A 21,235-nucleotide genomic window follows, 5' to 3' on the forward strand; every position below is an offset into this window, starting at 1 on the left:
GTATAAAAAAAAACCGAAGATTATTCTCCGGTTTTTTTGGCTTTATCTTCTTTTGGTTTCGCTTCTGTAGCTTCCTCCTTTTTTTCTGCTTTCGGTTTTGCGGCAGCTTTGGGCTTTTTCTCTACTTCCGCATTTTCAGATTTTTCAGTTGGGTAACCAACCTCTTTTCTTACCTTTTCTTTGGAAGCTTTTTTATCATCCTCATCTAAAACTTTTACGGGGATATTATTTACCGAGCTGTCTTTTCTAGGTCTTTTCTTACCATAACTACCGGCGATAATTTTTCCTTTTCTAGATTTTTTGTCTCCTTTTCCCATAATTAATTTTATTTTTTTGATGTTGATTTACACAAAGTTAAACAATATATCGCGAAGGGGTTTCTTAAAAAATCATAAAGTTTTTGGGGCGTGCCCCTTTCCATGCTTATCATAATTTCGTGAATATCTCCAGCCGCTCGGGTCGGGCTTTCCGTTGCAATTCCTCATTCCGCTTTGCTTCATTCCGGGATTTCCACTGCAATCCCTCACGCGAGATATTGCTAAGTGAAAACCAGAGATCTAATTCATAGCGATTACGAATGGTATATTTTTTACAATGGGAAATCAATCATTCTTTTAACCGCTTACTTCGCCTATTCCAAAAATTCTATACAATTTTTAATAATTATTTATTGTAATTCAATAATTATATATACATTTACGATATAATTAAAATAAACCATTATGAAAATCGTAGGAAAAAACTCACTTTCGAAGTACCTCAGTTATTTACTCTTTTTCGTCTTCGTAATTTGCCTCGTGCATTTTATCTATCATGTTATTGGCCATTCCATACTTCTTTACAAGCATCAGTCCGGTAGCCAGATCTTCTCGAATACTTTCATTTTAAGTAAAGATGTTGGTTGGACTCAAAACAAATGGACCATTCCAATGAACGACGTGCTTAAGTTTAAAATCAATTATCCTTTTACGCAAGTGCAGGCTGCTACTGGCGTTTATGGAATCTCGCAAATCTTTAACAATACAATTGGAATACTTTTTATTACTTTATTTTTCTTCTTTTCCTATAAAAGTTTGAAAGAAATGAGTTCTGAAAAATTATTTAATGCTAAAGCAATCAAATGGCTGAAAAGATTTGGCTATCTAAATTTAGTTGTTGGGCTATTCTCGATCGTTGAAATGGTCGCTTTCAGATCAGTTAAGGGTCCTGCTTTTCTACAATTTTTCTTTTTAGGATTTTTAGGACTCATGGTTTTATTTATTGTACAGTTTTTCAAGAAAGGCTACGAACTGCAATCTGAAATCGATTTAACAATTTAATTATGGCTATCATCATCAATATAGACGTTATGCTCGCCAAACGCAAGATGCAAAGTCAGGAACTCGCTGAGAAAATAGGAATTACCCAGGCTAATTTATCCATTTTAAAAACCGGTAAGGCTAAGGCATTAAAACTATCTACGCTTGACGCAATTTGTAAAGCTCTGAATTGTCAGCCTGGAGACTTGCTCGAATTTCAATCCGAAGATTAATAAATGATTTCATAAAAGAACCGACAATGATCACAAGAATCTCGCTTACTAAAAGCGAGGTTTTTATTTACACCTTCCACTCAAAAATCTTATCTTTGCACCTGAAATTTTAGACCATTTTCAATATCTAAAGTCTAACATCAAATATCTTAAAATATGTTTCGTACGCACACCAACGGAGAATTAAATATCCAACATCTTGATCAAAACGTAACCCTTTCCGGCTGGGTTCAGACCATTCGTGACAAAGGTTTTATGATGTGGATCGATCTACGCGACCGGTACGGAATTACCCAATTGGTATTTGATGCAGACCGTTCATCCGCAGAATTATTAGAAAACGCTCACAAATTAGGACGAGAATTTGTGATTCAAATCGAAGGAAAAGTCATTGAACGAGTTAGTAAAAATCCAAAAATACCGACTGGAGAAATAGAAATTCTCGTTGAGAAACTGACAATATTAAACGAATCAGAAACACCACCTTTTACGATTGAAGATCAAACCGATGGTGGTGAAGAACTTCGTATGAAATACAGGTATTTGGATATCCGACGAAATCCAGTAAAAGATAAATTGATCTTCCGTCACAAAATGGCGCAGAAAGTGAGAAATTACTTATCTGAACAAGATTTCATCGAAGTAGAAACTCCGGTTCTTATTAAATCAACTCCCGAAGGCGCTAGAGATTTCGTAGTTCCAAGCAGAATGAATCCGGGACAATTTTACGCCTTGCCACAATCGCCACAAACTTTTAAACAGTTATTGATGATCGGTGGAATGGATCGTTATTTTCAGATCGTAAAATGTTTCCGCGATGAAGATTTAAGAGCAGACCGTCAACCGGAATTTACGCAGATCGATTGTGAAATGGCTTTCGTTGAGCAGGAAGATGTCTTGGAAATCTTCGAAGGAATGACTGCAACATTATTAAAAGATATTGCCGGAAAAGAATTCGGAAAGTTCCCAAGAATGACTTTCGCCGAGGCGATGCAGAAATACGGAAACGATAAACCAGACATCAGATTCGGGATGGAATTCGTGGAAGTGAATGAATTGGTCAAAGGAAAAGATTTCAAAATATTCGACGACGCAGAATTGGTGGTCGGAATCAATGTTGCAGGTTGCGCAGATTATACCAGAAAACAAATCGACGAATTGATCGATTGGGTAAAACGTCCACAAGTTGGCGCCAACGGAATGATTTGGATCAAGTTCCAGAATGATGGTGTTGTTACTTCTTCGGTAAACAAATTTTACAACGAAGAAGATCTAAAGAAAATTACAGAAAAATTCGGCGCAAAAGCAGGAGATTTAATTTTCCTCATGTCCGGAAATGAAAATAAAGTAAGAACCCAACTTTCTGCCTTGAGAATGGAATTGGGAAATAGATTAGGATTAAGAAATCCAAAAGAATTTGCACCACTTTGGGTGATCGATTTCCCATTATTAGAATGGGACGAAGAAACAAATCGTTACCACGCAATGCACCATCCATTCACTTCGCCAAAACCGGAAGATGTTCATTTATTAGAAACCGATCCAGGCAAAGCCAGAGCAAATGCTTATGATTTGATCCTAAACGGAAATGAAATCGGTGGTGGTTCGGTAAGAATTTTTGATAAAGATTTACAGGCAAAAATGTTTAATCTTTTAGGATTTACGAAAGAAGATGCAGAAGCACAATTTGGATTCTTAATGAATGCTTTCCAGTATGGAGCGCCGCCACATGCAGGTTTAGCCTTAGGATTCGACCGCTTGGTTGCAATTCTTGACGGTAATGAAGTGATCCGAGATTATATCGCTTTTCCGAAAAATAATTCCGGAAGAGATGTGATGATCGATGCACCGAGTTCTATTGCTGATGAGCAGTTGGATGAGTTGGAATTAAAATTGAATTTAAAAGCATAAATTTACTTCACTATTTTTATAATTTCATACAAAACAGATGAAAGAAGATAACAAAATTAAAAATTTTGTCACTTTCCTACTAGCGATAGTAGGAGGGTATTTGGATTTTAATTCAAATTTTGAACTTTTTTAATAATAAAGATTTATAAAGCGACATGTAAAGCTTCTTACAACATATATTCAACAGCACCAGAATATTTGCGTCTCCAAAAAGACTATGCTATCTTTAAAAATTCAATAAAAATATTACAAAAAAGTAAAGATCCTTTGAAGGATTATAATTTAGATTCTTTAGTAATTAAAATAAAAAGAAGTAATGATCAAGGACTCCTCAACGATTCAAAATTCGAAATAGAGCATTTACCAGAATATAAAAGATTATGGACTTTTACAATTGAAAATCAAGGTAATAAAGTTATTGATAGTTTAAAACTAGAATTACCACTTTCAGGTTATTATAAAGCAAATTTACAAGGGAAATTTTTTAAAGATGGGCAGTTTAGCAATCAAATTTCATTAGGAAATTTAAGACCCGCTAATAAATTGATAATAAACTGCTGGGTAGAGGATAATTATGCATTGTCTAATTCTGAAGAAAAGGAATATTATTTCACACATAACAATGGAGTTTTCCAATTAGAATTTCCATTTACATGGAGAAAAGTTTTTGATAAATATTTGATTTGGATTTTATTATCTCCGCTTTTGATTATACTCATTTTTTCTGTCTTGAACTTAAAAAAAAGTAAAAATGTTCATACCAAAAATGTATAAAATTAATTTTTCAGAAATCTAATATCATGACAAAAAAACAGTACGAAGTAAGTTGCGAACGAATTGAAGAATTGTTGCAAGTTGTGGGAAATGAAACATCAATGAATGATAAAAATTTCATTGAGTTAGATTTTCTTTCTGATTTGGTAGCAGATTATGAGGAAAAACATTTCCCTATAGAAACTCCTACTTTACAGGAATTTATAAAATTGAGAATGTTTGAAATAAATATTTCTCAGGTAAAACTTTCTGAAATTTTCTGAAATTTTAAACATCAGTACTTCAAGAGTAAGTAAATATTTAACAGGAAAATCTGAACCTACACTTAAAGTTGCAAGAGAAATAAGCAAAAAATTAAACATTGATGCTTCTATCGTTTTAGGAGTTTAAAATTCCCTACTTACATTTCAAAATCAATATAAAAAGTCTCATTGTTATCAAAAACGGTGAGGCTTTTTTTTAATTAAAGCAAATATAATCTTACTTTTTAATTTACTAATTTTACCCTAACACCTATTTTGAGCAATGGAAAAATCCACAGAAATACTTCAACAATATTTTGGTTACAATCGTTTTAGATTGAACCAAGCAAGTGCAGTGGAAAATGTAATTGCAAAAAAAGATACGTTTGTGCTCATGCCAACTGGCGGTGGAAAATCTTTGTGCTATCAAGTTCCGGCGTTGGTTTTGGAGGGAACTGCGATAGTGATTTCACCCTTAATTGCTCTGATGAAAGACCAGGTTGATGCTTTGCGTGTGAATGGAATTTCTGCGGCTTTCCTCAATTCTTCGATGAATCCTTTGGAGCAGAATGAAACTTTTCATCAATTAAAAGAAGGTAAACTCAAACTTTTATATGTAGCGCCAGAAAAACTAAGCGCAGATAATGGTTCGTTTTTAAAGTTGTTGAAAGAGATCGACATTTCCTTATTTGCGGTAGATGAAGCACATTGTGTTTCACATTGGGGACATGATTTTCGTCCGGATTATTTATTTTTAAATGGAATTAAGAAGCAATTTCCGAAAGTTCCAATCATTGCATTAACCGCCAGTGCTGATGAAATTACGAGGCAAGACATTATTAAACAGTTGAATCTTCACGAACCAACAGTTTTAATTTCATCTTTTGACAGAGCCAATATTAAATATTTTGTGCAGCCAAAACAATCTGTGCTTAATCATGTCATTCAATATCTTAATGAACACCCAAATGATTCGGGAATTATCTACTGTTTGTCGAGAAAAGGGACGGAAGATCTGGCGAATAATTTAAAAGAAAACGGAGTGAATGCTGCGTTTTATCACGCCGGGATTTCGTCTGTAGAAAGAGCACAGGTTCAAGATAATTTTATCAAAGATAAAATCAGAGTAATGGTTGCTACCATTGCATTTGGAATGGGAATCGACAAGAGCAATGTTCGTTTTGTGATGCACGCAGACCTTCCGAAAAATATAGAAAGTTATTACCAGGAAACAGGAAGAGCCGGAAGAGATGGTTTGCCGAGTGAAGCGATTTTATTTTACTCGACTGCCGATGTGATGAAACTGAAAAGATTTGCAATGGTTGAAGGCAACGAGGAACAATCCACCTTGATGCTGCGAAAATTGAGACAAATGACAGACTTTGCCGAAATGCAAAAATGCAGACGACAATATTTGATGGAATATTTTGGAGAATCACATCCTGGAAATTGTAATTACTGCGATTATTGTTTGAGTGATTTTGAAAATTGGGACGCTACCTTAGATGCTCAAAAATTATTAAGTGCTGTTTATCGATTGAAAGAACGCTATGGAAAAAATTTAATTATCGATTTTATCCGAGGTTCAAAAGGAGTAAAAATTACAGATTATATGCGCAATTTGCCTACTTATGGAATTGGCTCCAATGCGGATAAAACCTACTGGCAAAATTTAATAAAGCAATTAATGATTAATGATTTTCTGCGTGAATCGAATGAGGAATTTTCTGTATTAAAATTAACAGAAAAGAGTAAAGAAGTTTTATTTAAGAAGAGAACAGTAAACCTTCAAAAAGTAAAAGAACTCGCCAAAGCGGTAACTGTAGCAGAACTAGAAACTTCACATTCGATCAATGAAATTGATGCAAACCTTGATTTATTTGATGAATTAAGAATTTTAAGAAGACAACAAGCCGAGCTAGAACATGTACCACCTTACGTTATTTTTTCTGATGCAAGTTTAATGGAATTAGCAAGTTATCTTCCAAACACCAAAGAAGAATTGAATCAAATCAGTGGTTTCGGAGCTTTTAAAATAGAGAAATACGGTGAAATATTTTTAAATGTAATCGTAGATTATTGCAACAAAAACAATTTGAATAGCAAGATTGCCGAAAAAACACCTAAAATAAAACGTGCTCCAAAGAAAACAAATAAGTACGAAGCGGGAACTTATACTACAACTTTCCAAATGTACAAAGATGGAAACAGCGTAGAAGATATTGCGAAAATCCGGAACTTATCTTTGAATACCATTCAAAATCATTTAGCCAATTTTGTGGAAGTTGGAACAATTAAAGCCAGCGAATTAATGGATATCAATAAATTAGATCCTATTATTTCTATTGCAAAAAGTCAAACTATTCCATCTTTAAAAGCGATAAAGGAAGAACTTGGTGATGATTATTCTTACTTTGAAATTCATATCGCAGTTGCTCTTTACAAATGGCAAGAAAGAGATAAACAGATGCTTTAAAGAAGGCAGAAATATGCGGTATTAGATTATATAGAAACTCGTGATCGAAAAATCGTTTTAAAATCAGAAGCGGAAAATTAGTTTTCCGCTTCTGTTACGGCAATTTCGAAACTAAACTTTCAGGCAAAATCTTCAAGATATAGTAAATGATTTTCCATTTGAAATTAGGAACGATAGAAAAAGAATTCCCTGCATTTATAATCTGTTCCGCAACATAATCCGGCTGCATCATCAAATTTTTATTGAGCTCTAAACCCGCATTAATTTTAGTATTGATGTAACCACTCACCAAAACATTAACAATGATTTTCCGTTCAGCTAATTCCTGTCGAAGTCCGACTAAATATTGCGTGAAAGCAGATTTTGTACTTCCATAAATAAAATTACTTTTACGCCCACGAACTCCAGAAAGTGAAGACAGGCCAATAATTCTTTCTAAATTTTTATTCGATTGATCCATCGCGATGATATTCAGAATAGAAACCGCGCCCATATAATTGACTTCCATCATTCTTTTCGCACTTTCAAAATCATGAAGCGCTTTTTCATTTTCAACTAAAAAACCGGCAGCGTAAATTACGATATTCGGCTTTACAAAAAGTTCACTATAAAATTGTTGATGAGAAGAAAAATCAGCAGCATCAAAATAACTCAAGGTGATTTTCGAAGAATCAATACTGTTTAATTTTACAAATCCCTCCAAAGAATTGAGATCTCTTGAAGCAGCAATAACGGAAAATCCCTTTTCCAAATATTGCAAAACACATTGTTTCGCAACATCGGAATTGGCTCCGAGAATAAGGACTGTTTTATGAAGATTGTTACTCATCGATTATTTCGCACGAAGTCTTTCTTTAATTTTTCCGATATTTTCTTTGGCTGAATCTTCCAAAATTAAAGAAGCGCTCATTAAAATTCTTTCTGGCATTAACTGTTCGAAATGTTCGGTTCCTTCCCACGATACTTTTTTAATTAAAGCCAAAGCGTCGGAACTTCTGGTGGATAATTTTTCCATGAATCCTCTTATTTCTTTATCCATCTCAGAAATATTTTCTGAAACAGAATGATAAACATCGTGTTTTTCACACCAATCGGCGCTACGGAAATCCGCATCAATGGACATCGCTGAATACGCTGATTTTCCCACTTTTCTTTCTACAAATGGTCCGATTACGAAAGGTCCAATTCCTAAATTTAATTCTGTTAAAGCCATTGCGGAATCTTTTGTGGCAAAACAGTAATCTGCCGCACAAGCGATTCCGACTCCGCCACCAGTAGTTTTCCCTTGTACTCTAACGATCACTAATTTCCCACAAGATCGCATCGCATTTAAAACTTTAGCAAAACCACCAAAGAATATTTTTGATTTTTCTAATTCTTCAATTTCTAAAAGTTCATCAAAGCTTGCTCCGGCGCAAAATGCTTTTTCACCTTCAGATTTTAAAAGGATTGCTTTTACATTTTTATTTTCTCCACTTTCTAAAATTGTTTCAGCGAGTAATTCTAAAATCTCTCCGGGCAAAGAATTGCTTTTGGGAGTTCCGAAAGTGATTTCTGAAATATTATTTTTAATTTCCTGATTGACGAATCCATTGTTCATAAGGCTTTATTTAGGACGATTAAATATTTATCGATGTATAATTGTTTTTCTTTGCTTTTGTATTGCTGAATATATCTTGGATGTTCCAACACCGTCAGTTTATCAAAAAAATGTTCCTGACTATTGATCTTGTCAATGAAAGTGGCGTTCTTTTTTCCTAAAATAAAAACTTCAGAAGTGTCTAAACCCAAACTGATATGATCCTTTAAACTCTGAATCATAAATGGTTTCACGGCTTCGAATAAGCTTTTATCATCATAGTAATTGGCGTTTACAAATCCACGAAGATTTCTTCTCGTAATGGCTAAAGGAAATGGCGAATTAATATAAAATTCTTTATAAAATAGTTCAGGCCCGCCAAATTGTTCAATCACATCGTAGAGGTAAAATGAAGAAATCTCGTGTGTATGCGCAGATTTCATTTCAATTCCACAAACCATTTCCAGTCTTTTCGTATCGGTAAACGGAACGCCTGTAACTCCGGCTCCATGCCGACTGGGATTGATTCCGATGATGAATTTTCTTTGGTTATGATCGTTGTAAAACTTTTGATAAAACTTGGTCATCACCGTTAAAGTTTCGGGATTATCGAAAAACGGATTGAGCACGTCGAAACCTTCAGGAAGATCTCCTGAGTAATGTAGTTTTTTATTGAATGCTACTACCTGTTCTCCTATTGTTTTTTTCAAAATATTTTGTCGATTTTAAAGAAATATTCATTTAGATAGCGTTCCTACGGAACGCAAATTTTTGTTTTCTATATTTTTCTACACAGATGTTGTTCCTACGGAACAAACTTTACACTTAGAACTATCCTTACTTTCGTATGGATTCCGTAGGAATCGTATCTGTGTAAAATTAATACCACATTATTATTAGGGCGTTCCGTAGGAACGCTATCTTTCTTTTTTCCTACACAGATGATGTCCCGACGGAGCAAACTTCTACCCTTTAAATTAATCTCACTTTCGTATTGATTCCATAGGAATCGTATCTGTGTAAAATTAATGCTACATTATTTTCGGAGCGTTCCGTAGGAAAGCTATCTTTTATTTTTTTTTTAAAAACCTATGTTGTTCCTACGGAACAAAATTCACCATTAGAATTAATATTACTTTCGTATTGATTCTGTAGGAATCGTATCTGTGTAGGAATATTGTAATCTAATTTGGGCGCGTTCCGCAGGAACGCTATCTTTCTTTTACTACACACATTTTGTTCCTGCGAACAAACATCACCCTTACAATTAATCTTACTTTCGTATTGATTCCGTAGGAATCGTATCTGTGTAGAATTAATAATACATTATTTTAGAGCGTTCCGTAGGAACACTATCTTAAAAACACAATTATCTTCTTCCCAAAATCTAATCATAAAATTCAAACAAATACTCCTCCTTAAAATCAATTTCAAATTTATTCAATAAATCTAAATACTCTTCCTTAAAATTCCTTTTCTTATGATGTTCTTCTTGATTAAGAATATATTTTGTTACCGCATATTTTTGACTCTTCGCATAAGAAAATGCACCATAACCTACTTGCCAAGAAAATTTTCCTTGAACCATATTCTTTTCATTAATAAAATTTGTTGCTTCAGTTTTCACCACCTTTACCAAATCTGGAATACCAATTTTTAAATTTTTGTAGCTGAAAAAAATATGAATATGATCTGGGTTTAAATATATCGCAATGATCTTTTGTTCTTTGTTTGTGAATATTCCTGTTATATATTTCTCAATCTCTTCCCGGAATTCAGAACGGATTTTGTTTTCCCGCCCTTTCGTAGCAAAAACCAATTGAATATAAATCTGAGTATAAGTATTCGGCATCTTTACGATTTTTAAATAAAATTAATTATTACCTTCAATACATCAATTGTTTCTTTTCTTTCTTTTTCCAGCCAGTCTGACTTTGATATTTCACAAAAAATATTTTTAAATCTGCCTGGCTTTCGTAATCGACAAAATAAATCTTCTTATCTGCCTGACTGGAATATTTTACAAAGAACCATTTCCCATCATTTCCTTCGTCCTGACTTTGGTAATCTACTTTATACACTTTCAAATCTGCCTGACTTTCATATTTCACTACGAAAACTTTAACATCGGCCTGACTTTGATAATCGGCCGAAAAAATCTTTTGCGCAGAAAATTGCAAAGTAAATAATAGTATGAAAATTAATGTCAAACGCCTTTTCATTTCAAGTAAAAATTAATCAGTTAATCCAAATTGTTCAAAATGATGCGTCACATGTTTTTGGTGAAATAATTCCATCATTTCTTTATTTAATTTTCCGAAGACAAAATGTAAATGTTCTGCTTCTGGATTTTCTCGGTAATAGATCTGATAATTTTTTACCGATTCTATGAAATGAGTTTTGGCTTCATCCAGATTTTTATATTTTAAGTCCGGTAATTTTCCATCTTCTAAAAAAGGTGCAGGAAAATCTTTCGGCATTTTATAGAAATTATAGAGTGAATCCTGATATTTTTCTAAATGCTCTTCCGGTGTTTTACATTCTGAAGTTTCCAATTCACCGGTACTATATTTCATGGTGGTTTCCAAATGTTCAAGCATTTGTTGCGCATTCATTCTTCCCCACTGTGGTACCGTTTTCTCCGTTAAATTACCTAAACGTTTTGCAAAATCTTTATAATCAATTTTAATGAAAGGTGATTTCTTCGCCACTAAGGTTAAGATCGTTGCAACACAAACGATTTCTTCACGCTGATTCACTACTTCTACCAACCATTTTACAACGCCACTTGGAACGTTTCTTCCTTTTACGCCTTTGTTGATTCTTTCTTTCGCGGTTAAATAAACCGTGATGGTATCTCCAGCGTAAACCGGTTTAAAGAAACTCGCATTTTCTAAACCGTAGTTCGCAATCACTGGACCTTTTTTACCGGACACAAATAAACCTGCCGCTGCGGAAAGTATGAAATATCCGTGAGCGACCGTTTGATCAAAAATGGTTCCGTTCAAAGAAGTTGAATCGGTATGGGCGTAGAAATGATCCCAAGAAACATTTCCAAAATTCACGATATCAGCTTCTGTTACTGTTCTTCCGGCGGTTTCTAAAGAATCACCGATTTCTACTTCTTCAAAATATTTTCTAAATGGATGTTTATCTGAGTAAGTCGGAGTTGCACCTTGCTGATACACTTTTGTAATCGCAGTCAAAATATCCGGTGAACCTTGGATTGCTGTTTTCTGTAAAAAGAAATGAAGCCCATTTAACCCGCCCATTTCTTCACCACCTCCCGCTCTTCCAGGACCGCCGTGCATTAAGTTTGGTAAAGGTGAACCATGGCCGGTTGATTCTTTAGCATTATCACGATTTAGGACAAAAATTCGTCCGTGCGAAGAAGCCATTTTCCAGGAGGTTTCCGCGACGAATTTTTCATCGCGGGAAATGATGGAACCTACTAAACTTCCCTTTCCGCGTTTTGCTAAAGCTGCAGCTTCATCAGCGTCTTTGTAAGGCATAATCGTGGAAACCGGTCCGAATGCTTCTACTTCGTGGGAACTGTTTTTTTCAAAAGGTTTATCATTGTAAAAGACTTTTGGAGTCATAAAGGCTCCAGTTTCGTAATCAGCATCTACTAATTCTTGTTTACCATCGTAAATTAATTCAGTTTCGGCTTTCAGTAAATCGATTTTACCTTGAAGAACTTCCATTTCTTTTTTACCAACAATGGAACCCATTCTGGTTTCGCGGCTTAACGGATTTCCTATTTTGGTTTGATCTAAAGCTTTGCTTAAGGCATTCTGAACATCGCCAATTAAATTTTCGGGAACGATAATTCTTCGGATTGCGGTACATTTTTGTCCGGCTTTGGTCGTCATTTCGCTGCGAACTTCTTTGATAAACAAATCAAATTCAGGTGTTCCGGGTTTTGCATCGAGACCGAGAATTGAACAGTTTAAAGAATCTGCTTCCATATTAAAGCGGACAGAATTACTAGAAACTGAAGGTAAAGATTTTAATTTTTTTCCGGTGGAAGCTGAACCGGTGAAGAGAACAGAATCTCCATCCTGAACATAATCCAAAATATTTCCCGGTTCCCCACAAACCAATTGGATGGCACCTTCCGGAAGAATCCCACTTTCGATCATGTCCTGGAACACTGCGTTTGTCAGATAAGAACCTGGGGTTGCTGGTTTTACAATACTTGGAACTCCGGCCAAAAGAGACGTCGATAATTTTTCTAACATTCCCCAAACAGGAAAGTTGTAAGCATTAATTTGAACCGATACTCCTTCGCTCGGCGTTAAAATGTGCGTTCCGATAAAAGTTCCGTTAGCTCCAAGTTTCTGCGTGTCTCCATCAACCCAAAAAGGCGTGTTGGGTAACATTCTTTTTGCTAACCCAGAGTACGTAAAGAAAGTACCGAAACCTCCTTCGATATCTACCCACGAGTCGGCGTGAGTTGCACCGGTTTTATAAGATAAATCGTAATATTTTTTCTTTCTTTCTAATAAATACAAAGCCACTTTCTTTAACATTTCACCGCGATCGTAGAAAGTCATGGAGGAAAGATTCCTGTAGCCCACAGTTCGGCCGTAATCTAAGGCTTGTTCAAAATTGATTCCGCCTGTATCGGAAATCGCAACCAACTCGCCGTTGACCGCGTTATACAATGGAACTTCATTTCCTGATCCTTCGATCCAGTGTCCGGTGATGTAATTTTTTAGTTTCATTATTTTGTAGATGTAGATTTTTTTAAACTTTTGATCAATATTTTAATTAAGAGATAGCAAAGAAAAAATAGCAATGCTATATCAATTGTGAAAATTAAGGAAGGTACAACATCACTCAGGATCTGCTTTTGTTCCAATGACTTTAAAGCTTCTTTATTTTGTGTATTATTTATAGCTTTTGCGATTCCGATTCCTTCTTGAAGAGTATAGAATGCGAAAATATTGAGTGCAACCAGGAATATTCCTGAAGCTGCAAGTATCTTTTTATTTTTTGAATTCATTCTTATTAATGACATTTATTTTGGGTGATGTTGATTTGTAAAATTAAGACTTTTTTAATAATTTTTTTTCAACATTAAGGTATTAAGGAACGTTAAGAATATTTACTGAGTGCTTCAAATGTCTTTACTAAACTTAATTAGCTATTAAAATCAAAATATGTTTTGGCTAGAGCCCATCCTTAAATTCATCCTTCGAACGGGCTAAAGTCCTTTACTATTAATTCGAAAACTTATTCTTTTTCGAGTGTTAAGATACTGAAATTTTCAATTTTGAGAAAACCTTCTTTTAAGGACGGATCTGCGCCCCGGCTTGAGTGGAGCTCTTTTTCTCTGGTGCCTGAGCGGAGTCGAAGCCACCAAAGAAAAAAGCGGGAACGGAAGACGGAAATGTGCGCCCAAAAAAATCCCTCTCAAATTAAATTGAAAGGGAATTTGTAAGTATTTTTAAGCTATTATCTTTGGCTCATATCTACGTAATCACGTTTTGGTGAACCTTGATAAACTTGTCGTGGACGACCGATTGGATCGTTGTGCAAACGCATTTCTTTCCACTGAGAGATCCAGCCTGGCAGTCTTCCTAAAGCGAACATTACGGTAAACATTTCGGTTGGAATTCCTAATGCACGGTAAATAATTCCTGAATAGAAATCTACGTTTGGATACAATTTTCTTTCGATGAAATATTCATCTTCTAAGGCTACTTTTTCTAACTGTAAAGCGATGTCTAAAGCTTTGTCTTCAATTCCTAAAGCTGCGAAAATATCATCTGCTGCTTTTTTAATGATGCGTGCTCTTGGATCGAAGTTTTTGTAAACTCTGTGTCCAAAGCCCATCAAACGGAAATCGTCATCTTTATTTTTTGCTTTTTCAACATATTTTGCAACGTCGCCACCATCTTGCTCGATCATCTCCAACATTTCGATCACAGCCTGGTTTGCGCCACCATGAAGTGGTCCCCAAAGTGCAGAGATCCCTGCTGAAACTGAAGCAAATAAGCCAGTGTGTGCTGACCCAACCATTCTTACTGTTGATGTAGAACAGTTTTGCTCGTGATCTGCGTGAAGAATCAATAATTTATCTAAAGCATTAACAATGGTAGAATCTAAGTGAAATTCCTGGTTTGGACGACGGAAACACATCTTGTAGAAATTCTCTACATAGTTTAAGCTGTCGTCTCCATGATTGATCGGTAAGCCCATTTTCTTGCGGTAAGTCCACGCACAAAGGTGAGAGAACTTGGCGATCAGCATTTCTGCGGCGTGATCCATTTCTTCTTTTGATCTTACGTCAACAGCTTTTGGATTAAAAGCGGTTAAGGCAGATGTTAGCGAAGATAAAACTCCCATTGGATGCGCTGAACGAGGGAAAACGTCGATCAACCTTTTCATCTCATCAGCTACGAAATTGTATTTTTTGATTCCTTTTTCGAAACCTGCGAATTGATCTGTCGTTGGTAAATTACCATTTAACAAAAGATACATCACCTCTGTAAAACTTGATTTATCCGCAATTTGTTCGATCGGATATCCTCTGTAATACAATTCACCATTATCACCATCAAGGTAAGTGATGTCGCTTAAAGTGGCTCCAGTATTTTTATATCCTAAATCTAAAGTAATCAAACCGGTTTGGTCTCTTAGCTTTGAGATATCGATTCCTCTGTCACCGATTGTGCTTTCTATGATAGGATACTCAAAGGCTTTACCATCATAGTTTAATATAACTTTGTTATCTGACATTATAATTTAATTTTTTACTAATTTATAAATATTGGAATGAAACTGCAAGTGTTTTTTAGAGTCACCCCATGAATTTTATCTATTATCGTTTTATTTTGAAGGCGTCAAGTCCTGGGAAGTAGGCCGTATCTCCTAAAGCTTCTTCAATACGCAGCAATTGATTGTATTTCGCCATTCTATCTGAACGGGAAGCCGAACCTGTTTTAATTTGTCCACAGTTCATAGCAACTGCTAAATCTGCGATGGTAGAATCTTCAGTTTCACCAGATCTGTGCGAGATCACAGTGGTGTATTTATTATGTTGTGCCATTTGCACCGCTGCCATAGTTTCTGACAAAGTACCGATCTGGTTTACTTTAATTAAAATAGAATTCCCGATATTTTCTTTAATTCCTTTAGCTAAAATTTCAGTATTGGTTACAAATAAGTCATCACCAACGATCTGAACAGTTTCTCCTAATCTTTCTGTTAATAATTTCCATCCTTCCCAATCGTTTTCATCCATACCATCTTCGATAGAAATAATTGGATATTTGGAAGCCAATTCTGCTAAGTAATCAACTTGTTCTTCACGAGTTCTACAAGCTCCATTTTCACCTTCAAATTTACGGTAATCATATTTTCCATCTACATAAAATTCTGAAGCTGCAGAATCCAGAGCGAACATAATATCGTCACCTGCTTTGTAACCAGCGTTCGTAATCGCTTGCGTTAAGGTATCTAAAGCATCTTCTGTCCCATTAAATTTCGGAGCAAAACCACCTTCGTCACCAACTGCGGTTGAAAGATTTCTAGATTTTAAAATTGCTTTTAATTCATGGAAGATCTCTGTTCCTTTTTGTAACGCGTGTGCAAAAGAATCTGCTTTTACAGGCATCACCATAAATTCCTGGAAAGCGATAGGTGCATCAGAGTGTGAACCACCGTTAATCACGTTCATCATGGGAACTGGAAGTGTATTTGCGTTTACGCCACCAATATACTTGTACAAAGGAATCTTTAGATCCAAAGCTGCTGCTTTTGCAACGGCTAAAGAAACTCCTAAAATAGCATTGGCACCTAGATTTGCTTTGTTTGGAGTTCCGTCTAATTCGATCATAATCTGATCAATTAGGTTTTGTTCGAAAACTGAAATCCCCATCAATTCGGGTGCAATAATTTCTCTTACATTTTCAACTGCTTTCAAAACTCCTTTTCCGCCAAACTCTTTTGCTCCGTCGCGTAATTCCACAGCTTCGTGTTCACCCGTAGAAGCTCCAGATGGAACTGCAGCACGGCCCATGGAACCTGCTTCGGTAAAGACATCAACTTCAATGGTAGGGTTTCCTCTGGAATCCAGAATTTGTCTTGCTTCAATGTAAGAAATGTAACTCATTGTATAATTTTTTAGTATTATTTAATATGAATTACAAATTTAGTTAAAATTGAATGATTGCCACGGTTTTATACGATGATTTTAGATAGGTTTGAGTTAAAATTTAGTTAATTACAGGGGTATATTTCGAATTAGAAAAGTTATCATTAAATTTGATTATCACTAAAAATTTTAATCATGAAAAAAACAGTTCTACTTGCGGCGAGTTCAATACTAATGCTTACTCTTAGCTGCAACAAAAACACAGAAGGAAACAAAAGTGTCATCAAACAGGAAAACGGCTATTCAGCTGATTTACCTAAAGATTCTGTGGATATAACCGATCAAATAACTGCCGGAAATGAAAGCGCGAAAGAATACACTGATCGTTATGTAGGCACAGATGGAACGTCAACTTTGGTTACCTTTAACAATGAAGAGAAAACCATCAGCATAAGAAGTAATAATAAAACCATTGCTGCTCCGCAGAAGGAAGTATCATCCGCGGGAACCACTTACGGGAATTATGACTTCACCATTTTGGTTAAAGATGACAGCATCAAGATCACGCAGGAAGATAATATTATTTTGTTGAAGAAAGCTAGAGGTCAGTAATTTAAGAGCTAAGTAAAAAGTAAAAAGAGTGAGGTAAGAGAGGAGCAATCAATGAGATAATTAAGGAAATGTTCGATTCTTGCGACTTCGAAAAAAAACTACCGTTCATCAATTAGATAAAGGATCATTTAAAAATAAAAAAATCCGTTCAAAATAAATTGAACGGATTTTAATATATCAGCTTGGGAATATTATTCGCCAGCTTTTTCTTCTGTAGCATCTGCAGCTTCTGCAGTTGGCTCTTCAGTTTTAACTTCTTTAGCAGGAGTTTCTTTTACTTCAGCAACAGCTTCTGCTGCTTTAGGAGTCGCTCTTCTGCTTCTTCTAGTTACTTTTTTCTCTTCAGCGTTCGGGTTGTAAAGTTCATTGAAATCTACAAGTTCGATCATTGCCATATCGGCAGCATCGCCCTGTCTGAATCCAGTTTTGATGATTCTTGTGTAACCACCATTTCTTTCTGCAATTTTAGGAGCAACTGTTCTGAATAATTCAGTAACTGCTTCTTTGCTTTGCAGGTAAGAGAAAACTGTTCTTCTGTTGTGTGTTGTATCTTCTTTCGCTTTTGTAAGGATCGGTTCAACATACACTCTTAAAGCTTTCGCTTTAGCAACAGTTGTGTTGATTCTTTTATGCTCAATAAGAGAACAAGCCATATTAGAAAGCAAAGCACTTCTGTGAGAAGCTGTTCTAGATAAGTGATTGAATTTTTTACCGTGTCTCATTGTTTGTTATTTATCAGCGTCTAATTTATATTTTGCAACGTCGAAACCGAAGTTAAGACCTTTTGCGTGCACTAATTCTTCTAATTCTGTTAAAGATTTTTTACCGAAATTTCTGAATTTCATCAAATCAGACTTCGTGTAAGAAACTAGTTCTCCTAAAGATTCAACTTCAGCAGCTTTCAAGCAGTTTAATGCTCTTACAGACAGATCCATATCTACTAATTTCGATTTAAGGAGTTGTCTTGTATGTAAAGTTTCTTCGTCGTATTGGATTGAGGCTTTTACGGCTTCAGTCTCCAAAGTAATTCTCTCATCGGAGAACAACATGAAGTGATAAATTAATATCTTAGAAGCTTCTGTTAAAGCATTCTGAGGGGTGATTGACCCATCAGTTTCAATATCCAAAACAAGTTTTTCGTAGTCTGTTTTTTGCTCGACACGATAGTTTTCAACACTGTACTGAACTTTCTTGATCGGGGTGTAGATTGAATCAATTGCAATAGTTCCGATAGGAGCATTTGCATTTTTATTTTGATCCGAAGGAACATAACCTCTACCTTTCTCAATATTGAATGTGATTTCAAATTTCACATCTTTATTTGTTGAACAGATTACTAACTCAGGGTTCAATACTTCAAATTCTTGCATTGATTTACCTAAGTCACCTGCTGTAACAGTATTTTGTCCAGATACTTTGGCAGTAACTTCTTCTGCAGTTGCAGTGTCTGTTTTAGCTCTTAGTCTTAATTGTTTCAGATTCAGAATAATTTCTGTAACGTCTTCAATTACACCTGGGATTGTTGAAAATTCGTGCTCTACGCCTTCTATTTTGATAGATGAAATAGCATATCCTTCTAGAGAAGAAAGTAAAACTCTTCTCAAAGCATTACCGATCGTCAATCCAAAACCTTGCTCTAATGGTCTGAATTCAAATTGACCTTTGAATTCATTAGAGTTGATTAGGATTACTTTATCGGGCTTAATAAATGTTAAAATTGCCATATAATATAGGTTGAGCAAAAATTTGAAAAATTATTATTTAGAGTAAAGTTCGACGATCAATTGTTCTTTCAGATCTTCCGGGATTTGAATTCTCTCCGGAGCTGATACGAAAGTACCTGATTTAGTTTCGTCGTTGAATTGTAACCACTCATAACTTGATTTGTAAGCTAAAGAGTCAGCAATTACTTCTAGAGATTTAGATTTCTCTCTAACTGCAACTACGTCACCTGGCTTCAAAGTGTATGAAGCGATATTTACCAATTCTCCATTTACTGTAATGTGTCTGTGAGAAACCAATTGTCTTGCACCTGCTCTCGTTTTTGCAAAACCGAAACGGTAAACCACATTGTCTAATCTAGACTCACACAATTGTAAAAGTACTTCCCCTGTAACTCCTTTAGCTCTGTTCGCTTTTTCGTATAGGTTAGCAAATTGCTTTTCTAAAATACCATAAGTATATTTCGCTTTCTGCTTCTCCATTAACTGAACTGCGTACTCGGATTTCTTTTGGTTTCTTCTTTTGTTAACACCATGTTGTCCTGGTGGTTGGTTTTTTCTTTTCTCGAAGCTTTTATCATCTCCGTAGATTGCAGCCCCAAACTTTCTTGCAATCTTTGTTTTTGGTCCAATATATCTTGCCATATTTTTTAAGATTTTAGATTCTCGATTTAAGTTTTATTAATTAAAAATGAAGGTCATTCAATTCAACTTAAATCATAAGATTCTTAGATTATACTCTTCTTCTTTTTGGTGGTCTACAACCATTGTGTGGCATTGGAGTCACATCAACGATTTCACTAACTTCAATTCCTGAATTGTGGATAGTTCTGATAGCAGATTCTCTACCTGCACCAGGACCTTTCACGTAAACCTTTACTCTGCGTAGTCCAGCATCGTGTGCTACGGTTGAGCAATTTTCTGCAGCCATTTGCGCTGCAAAAGGAGTATTCTTCTTAGAACCTCTGAATCCCATCTTTCCGGCTGATGCCCAAGAGATGACCTCTCCACTTTTATTTGTTAAAGAAATGATGATATTGTTGAAAGTAGCTTGGATATGAGCCTCACCGATTGCTTCAACTTTTACTTTTCTTTTCTTAACTGCTTTAGTCTGTTTTGCCATAATTCTTACCGATTATTTACTTGCTTTTTTCTTGTTAGCAACAGTTTTTCTCTTTCCTTTTCGGGTTCTAGAATTATTCTTAGTTCTTTGTCCTCTTAAAGGTAATCCCAGTCTGTGACGTATTCCTCGTTGGCAACCAATATCCATCAATCGCTTGATGTTTAGTTGTGTTTCAGAACGTAATTCACCTTCCACTTTAATGTTTTCAGTGATGTAATTTCTGATCAATGCCAATTCATCGTCATTCCATTCGTTGACTTTCTTGTCTTCGCTGATGCCGGCTGCTTTTAAGATCTCAGAAGAAGTACTTCTCCCAACACCATAAATATAAGTTAAACCGATAACGCCTCTTTTGTTTTTTGGTAAATCAATACCTGAAATTCTCGCCATAATTTAATTTTAGCCTTGTCTTTGTTTAAATTTTGGGTTCTTCTTGTTGATCACAAACAGAACGCCTTTTCTGCGAACAATTTTGCAATCAGCACTTCTTTTTTTGATAGATGCTCTAACTTTCATTTTGTTTCTTTTCTTTTCTAATTTTCCAACGGTTAAATGAGATCTTACGGAATCATTCCCATTTTGTTTAAATTTTAAACTCTTATAAAATCTTGCGACTTCGAAAGTTTCCTTTTATAATAATCTTCAGACAAGCTGAAATTAATATCTGAATGTGATTCTTCCTTTCGATAAATCGTAAGGAGATAGTTCTAGTTTTACCTTGTCGCCAGGTAAAAGCTTGATGTAGTGCATTCGCATTTTCCCTGAAATATGCGCAATAAGTACATGCCCATTTTCAAGTTCAACACGGAACTGAGCGTTCGAAAGTGCTTCCGTAATAACGCCGTCCTGTTCAATATGTTTTTGTTTTGCCATTGATCTAATTACAGATTGTTGTTTGTTCTGGATAATTTAGACTGCATTAAGCCATCATAATGATGATTCAACAAATACGTATTGATCTGTTGTACAGTATCTAAGATTACTCCGACCATAATTAAAAGCGATGTACCCCCGAAAAACAGGGCAAAACGATCGGTCTGAACAATCGATCCATACACAAGTGCTGGAAGGATTGCAAAGATAGCTAAAAAGATAGAACCTGGCAAAGTTATTTTTGACAAAATATCATCCAGATAATCAGAGGTTTCTTTCCCAGGTCTAA

The 21,235-nt window shown here is 35.3% G+C and carries 25 protein-coding genes and 1 pseudogene; 8 read left to right on the top strand and 18 right to left on the bottom strand.

The window, feature by feature from the left end; translation table 11 throughout:
- Window positions 1–20: 20 nt before the first annotated feature.
- The gene (locus ACEYOS_RS09325) at window positions 21–317 is read right to left on the bottom strand and encodes a 30S ribosomal protein THX (RefSeq protein ID WP_373709006.1); all 297 of its coding nucleotides are present in this window, start codon (window positions 315–317) and stop codon (window positions 21–23) included.
- A 405-nt stretch (window positions 318–722) separates the two neighbouring features.
- Between ACEYOS_RS09325 and ACEYOS_RS09330 the strand changes: the two genes are divergently transcribed.
- From ACEYOS_RS09330 to recQ, 7 genes are all read left to right on the top strand, one after another.
- Window positions 723–1,319, top strand: coding sequence for a DUF2975 domain-containing protein (locus ACEYOS_RS09330; RefSeq protein WP_373709005.1), 597 nt, complete (start codon window positions 723–725; stop codon window positions 1,317–1,319).
- A 2-nt stretch (window positions 1,320–1,321) separates the two neighbouring features.
- Window positions 1,322–1,531: a helix-turn-helix domain-containing protein gene (locus tag ACEYOS_RS09335; RefSeq protein WP_373709004.1), complete on the top strand. Its 210-nt coding sequence runs from the start codon at window positions 1,322–1,324 to the stop codon at window positions 1,529–1,531.
- A 156-nt stretch (window positions 1,532–1,687) separates the two neighbouring features.
- Window positions 1,688–3,442 (top strand): aspartate--tRNA ligase, encoded by a 1,755-nt coding sequence (aspS, locus tag ACEYOS_RS09340; protein WP_373709003.1) that lies wholly within the window; start codon window positions 1,688–1,690, stop codon window positions 3,440–3,442.
- A 198-nt stretch (window positions 3,443–3,640) separates the two neighbouring features.
- The gene (locus tag ACEYOS_RS09345; protein ID WP_373709002.1) at window positions 3,641–4,216 is read left to right on the top strand and encodes a hypothetical protein; all 576 of its coding nucleotides are present in this window, start codon (window positions 3,641–3,643) and stop codon (window positions 4,214–4,216) included.
- 26 nt (window positions 4,217–4,242) lie between these two features.
- Window positions 4,243–4,479 carry an XRE family transcriptional regulator gene (locus ACEYOS_RS09350; RefSeq protein WP_373709001.1) on the top strand — a complete coding sequence of 79 codons (237 nt, stop codon included), beginning with the start codon at window positions 4,243–4,245 and terminating at the stop codon, window positions 4,477–4,479.
- 10 nt (window positions 4,480–4,489) lie between these two features.
- On the top strand, window positions 4,490–4,606 hold the full coding sequence (locus ACEYOS_RS09355) for a helix-turn-helix domain-containing protein (RefSeq protein ID WP_373748066.1): 117 nt from the start codon (window positions 4,490–4,492) through the stop codon (window positions 4,604–4,606).
- Window positions 4,607–4,741: 135 nt separating this feature from the next.
- Window positions 4,742–6,934 (top strand): DNA helicase RecQ, encoded by a 2,193-nt coding sequence (gene recQ, locus ACEYOS_RS09360; protein ID WP_373709000.1) that lies wholly within the window; start codon window positions 4,742–4,744, stop codon window positions 6,932–6,934.
- Between the two features lie 94 nt (window positions 6,935–7,028).
- Here the strand turns inward: recQ and ACEYOS_RS09365 are convergent, their stop codons facing one another.
- From ACEYOS_RS09365 to eno, 9 genes are all read right to left on the bottom strand, one after another.
- Window positions 7,029–7,763 (bottom strand): SDR family NAD(P)-dependent oxidoreductase, encoded by a 735-nt coding sequence (locus tag ACEYOS_RS09365; RefSeq protein ID WP_373708999.1) that lies wholly within the window; start codon window positions 7,761–7,763, stop codon window positions 7,029–7,031.
- 3 nt (window positions 7,764–7,766) lie between these two features.
- Window positions 7,767–8,534 (bottom strand): enoyl-CoA hydratase/isomerase family protein, encoded by a 768-nt coding sequence (locus ACEYOS_RS09370; RefSeq protein WP_373708998.1) that lies wholly within the window; start codon window positions 8,532–8,534, stop codon window positions 7,767–7,769.
- Window positions 8,531–9,223 carry an SMUG2 DNA glycosylase family protein gene (locus tag ACEYOS_RS09375; RefSeq protein ID WP_373708997.1) on the bottom strand — a complete coding sequence of 231 codons (693 nt, stop codon included), beginning with the start codon at window positions 9,221–9,223 and terminating at the stop codon, window positions 8,531–8,533. The genes ACEYOS_RS09370 and ACEYOS_RS09375 overlap by 4 nt, the downstream gene beginning before the upstream one ends.
- Window positions 9,224–9,900: 677 nt before the next feature.
- Window positions 9,901–10,365, bottom strand: a complete 465-nt coding sequence (tnpA, locus tag ACEYOS_RS09380) for an IS200/IS605 family transposase (protein WP_373708996.1) — start codon at window positions 10,363–10,365, stop codon at window positions 9,901–9,903.
- A 34-nt stretch (window positions 10,366–10,399) separates the two neighbouring features.
- A complete protein-coding gene (locus ACEYOS_RS09385) occupies window positions 10,400–10,723 on the bottom strand; it encodes a DUF6150 family protein (RefSeq protein WP_373739263.1) in 324 nt (107 codons plus the stop codon).
- 24 nt (window positions 10,724–10,747) lie between these two features.
- Complete coding sequence (gene paaZ / locus ACEYOS_RS09390; RefSeq protein ID WP_373709013.1) at window positions 10,748–13,243, bottom strand: phenylacetic acid degradation bifunctional protein PaaZ; 2,496 nt, start codon at window positions 13,241–13,243, stop codon at window positions 10,748–10,750.
- Window positions 13,240–13,521: a hypothetical protein gene (locus tag ACEYOS_RS09395; RefSeq protein WP_373708994.1), complete on the bottom strand. Its 282-nt coding sequence runs from the start codon at window positions 13,519–13,521 to the stop codon at window positions 13,240–13,242. Before ACEYOS_RS09395 ends, paaZ begins: the two co-directional genes overlap by 4 nt.
- 452 nt (window positions 13,522–13,973) lie before the next feature.
- A complete protein-coding gene (locus tag ACEYOS_RS09400) occupies window positions 13,974–15,260 on the bottom strand; it encodes a citrate synthase (RefSeq protein ID WP_373708993.1) in 1,287 nt (428 codons plus the stop codon).
- 82 nt (window positions 15,261–15,342) lie between these two features.
- Window positions 15,343–16,635 carry a phosphopyruvate hydratase gene (gene eno, locus ACEYOS_RS09405; protein ID WP_373708992.1) on the bottom strand — a complete coding sequence of 431 codons (1,293 nt, stop codon included), beginning with the start codon at window positions 16,633–16,635 and terminating at the stop codon, window positions 15,343–15,345.
- 177 nt (window positions 16,636–16,812) lie between these two features.
- On the opposite strand from eno, the gene ACEYOS_RS09410 reads away from it, so the two are divergent.
- Window positions 16,813–17,229 carry a hypothetical protein gene (locus tag ACEYOS_RS09410; protein ID WP_373708991.1) on the top strand — a complete coding sequence of 139 codons (417 nt, stop codon included), beginning with the start codon at window positions 16,813–16,815 and terminating at the stop codon, window positions 17,227–17,229.
- Between the two features lie 191 nt (window positions 17,230–17,420).
- Here ACEYOS_RS09410 and rplQ read toward each other — a convergent pair whose 3' ends face one another.
- From rplQ to ACEYOS_RS09450, 8 genes and pseudogenes are all read right to left on the bottom strand, one after another.
- Window positions 17,421–17,951, bottom strand: a complete 531-nt coding sequence (gene rplQ, locus ACEYOS_RS09415) for a 50S ribosomal protein L17 (RefSeq protein WP_193811645.1) — start codon at window positions 17,949–17,951, stop codon at window positions 17,421–17,423.
- Between the two features lie 6 nt (window positions 17,952–17,957).
- Window positions 17,958–18,953 (bottom strand): DNA-directed RNA polymerase subunit alpha, encoded by a 996-nt coding sequence (locus ACEYOS_RS09420; RefSeq protein ID WP_373739261.1) that lies wholly within the window; start codon window positions 18,951–18,953, stop codon window positions 17,958–17,960.
- A 33-nt stretch (window positions 18,954–18,986) separates the two neighbouring features.
- A complete protein-coding gene (rpsD, locus tag ACEYOS_RS09425) occupies window positions 18,987–19,595 on the bottom strand; it encodes a 30S ribosomal protein S4 (RefSeq protein WP_373739260.1) in 609 nt (202 codons plus the stop codon).
- Window positions 19,596–19,683: 88 nt separating this feature from the next.
- Window positions 19,684–20,073, bottom strand: coding sequence for a 30S ribosomal protein S11 (rpsK, locus tag ACEYOS_RS09430; RefSeq protein ID WP_027376638.1), 390 nt, complete (start codon window positions 20,071–20,073; stop codon window positions 19,684–19,686).
- 12 nt (window positions 20,074–20,085) lie between these two features.
- Complete coding sequence (gene rpsM, locus ACEYOS_RS09435; protein WP_133439512.1) at window positions 20,086–20,463, bottom strand: 30S ribosomal protein S13; 378 nt, start codon at window positions 20,461–20,463, stop codon at window positions 20,086–20,088.
- A gap of 9 nt (window positions 20,464–20,472) precedes the next feature.
- Window positions 20,473–20,589 carry a 50S ribosomal protein L36 gene (gene rpmJ, locus ACEYOS_RS09440; protein ID WP_007839480.1) on the bottom strand — a complete coding sequence of 39 codons (117 nt, stop codon included), beginning with the start codon at window positions 20,587–20,589 and terminating at the stop codon, window positions 20,473–20,475.
- Window positions 20,590–20,730: 141 nt separating this feature from the next.
- A complete protein-coding gene (gene infA, locus ACEYOS_RS09445; protein WP_031503426.1) occupies window positions 20,731–20,946 on the bottom strand; it encodes a translation initiation factor IF-1 in 216 nt (71 codons plus the stop codon).
- Window positions 20,947–20,954: 8 nt separating this feature from the next.
- Window positions 20,955–21,235: pseudogene (locus ACEYOS_RS09450) on the bottom strand (preprotein translocase subunit SecY); the annotation flags it as partial.

The sequence above is a fragment of the Kaistella sp. genome (assembly GCF_041824135.1).
In the GTDB taxonomy this organism is placed as follows: domain Bacteria; phylum Bacteroidota; class Bacteroidia; order Flavobacteriales; family Weeksellaceae; genus Kaistella.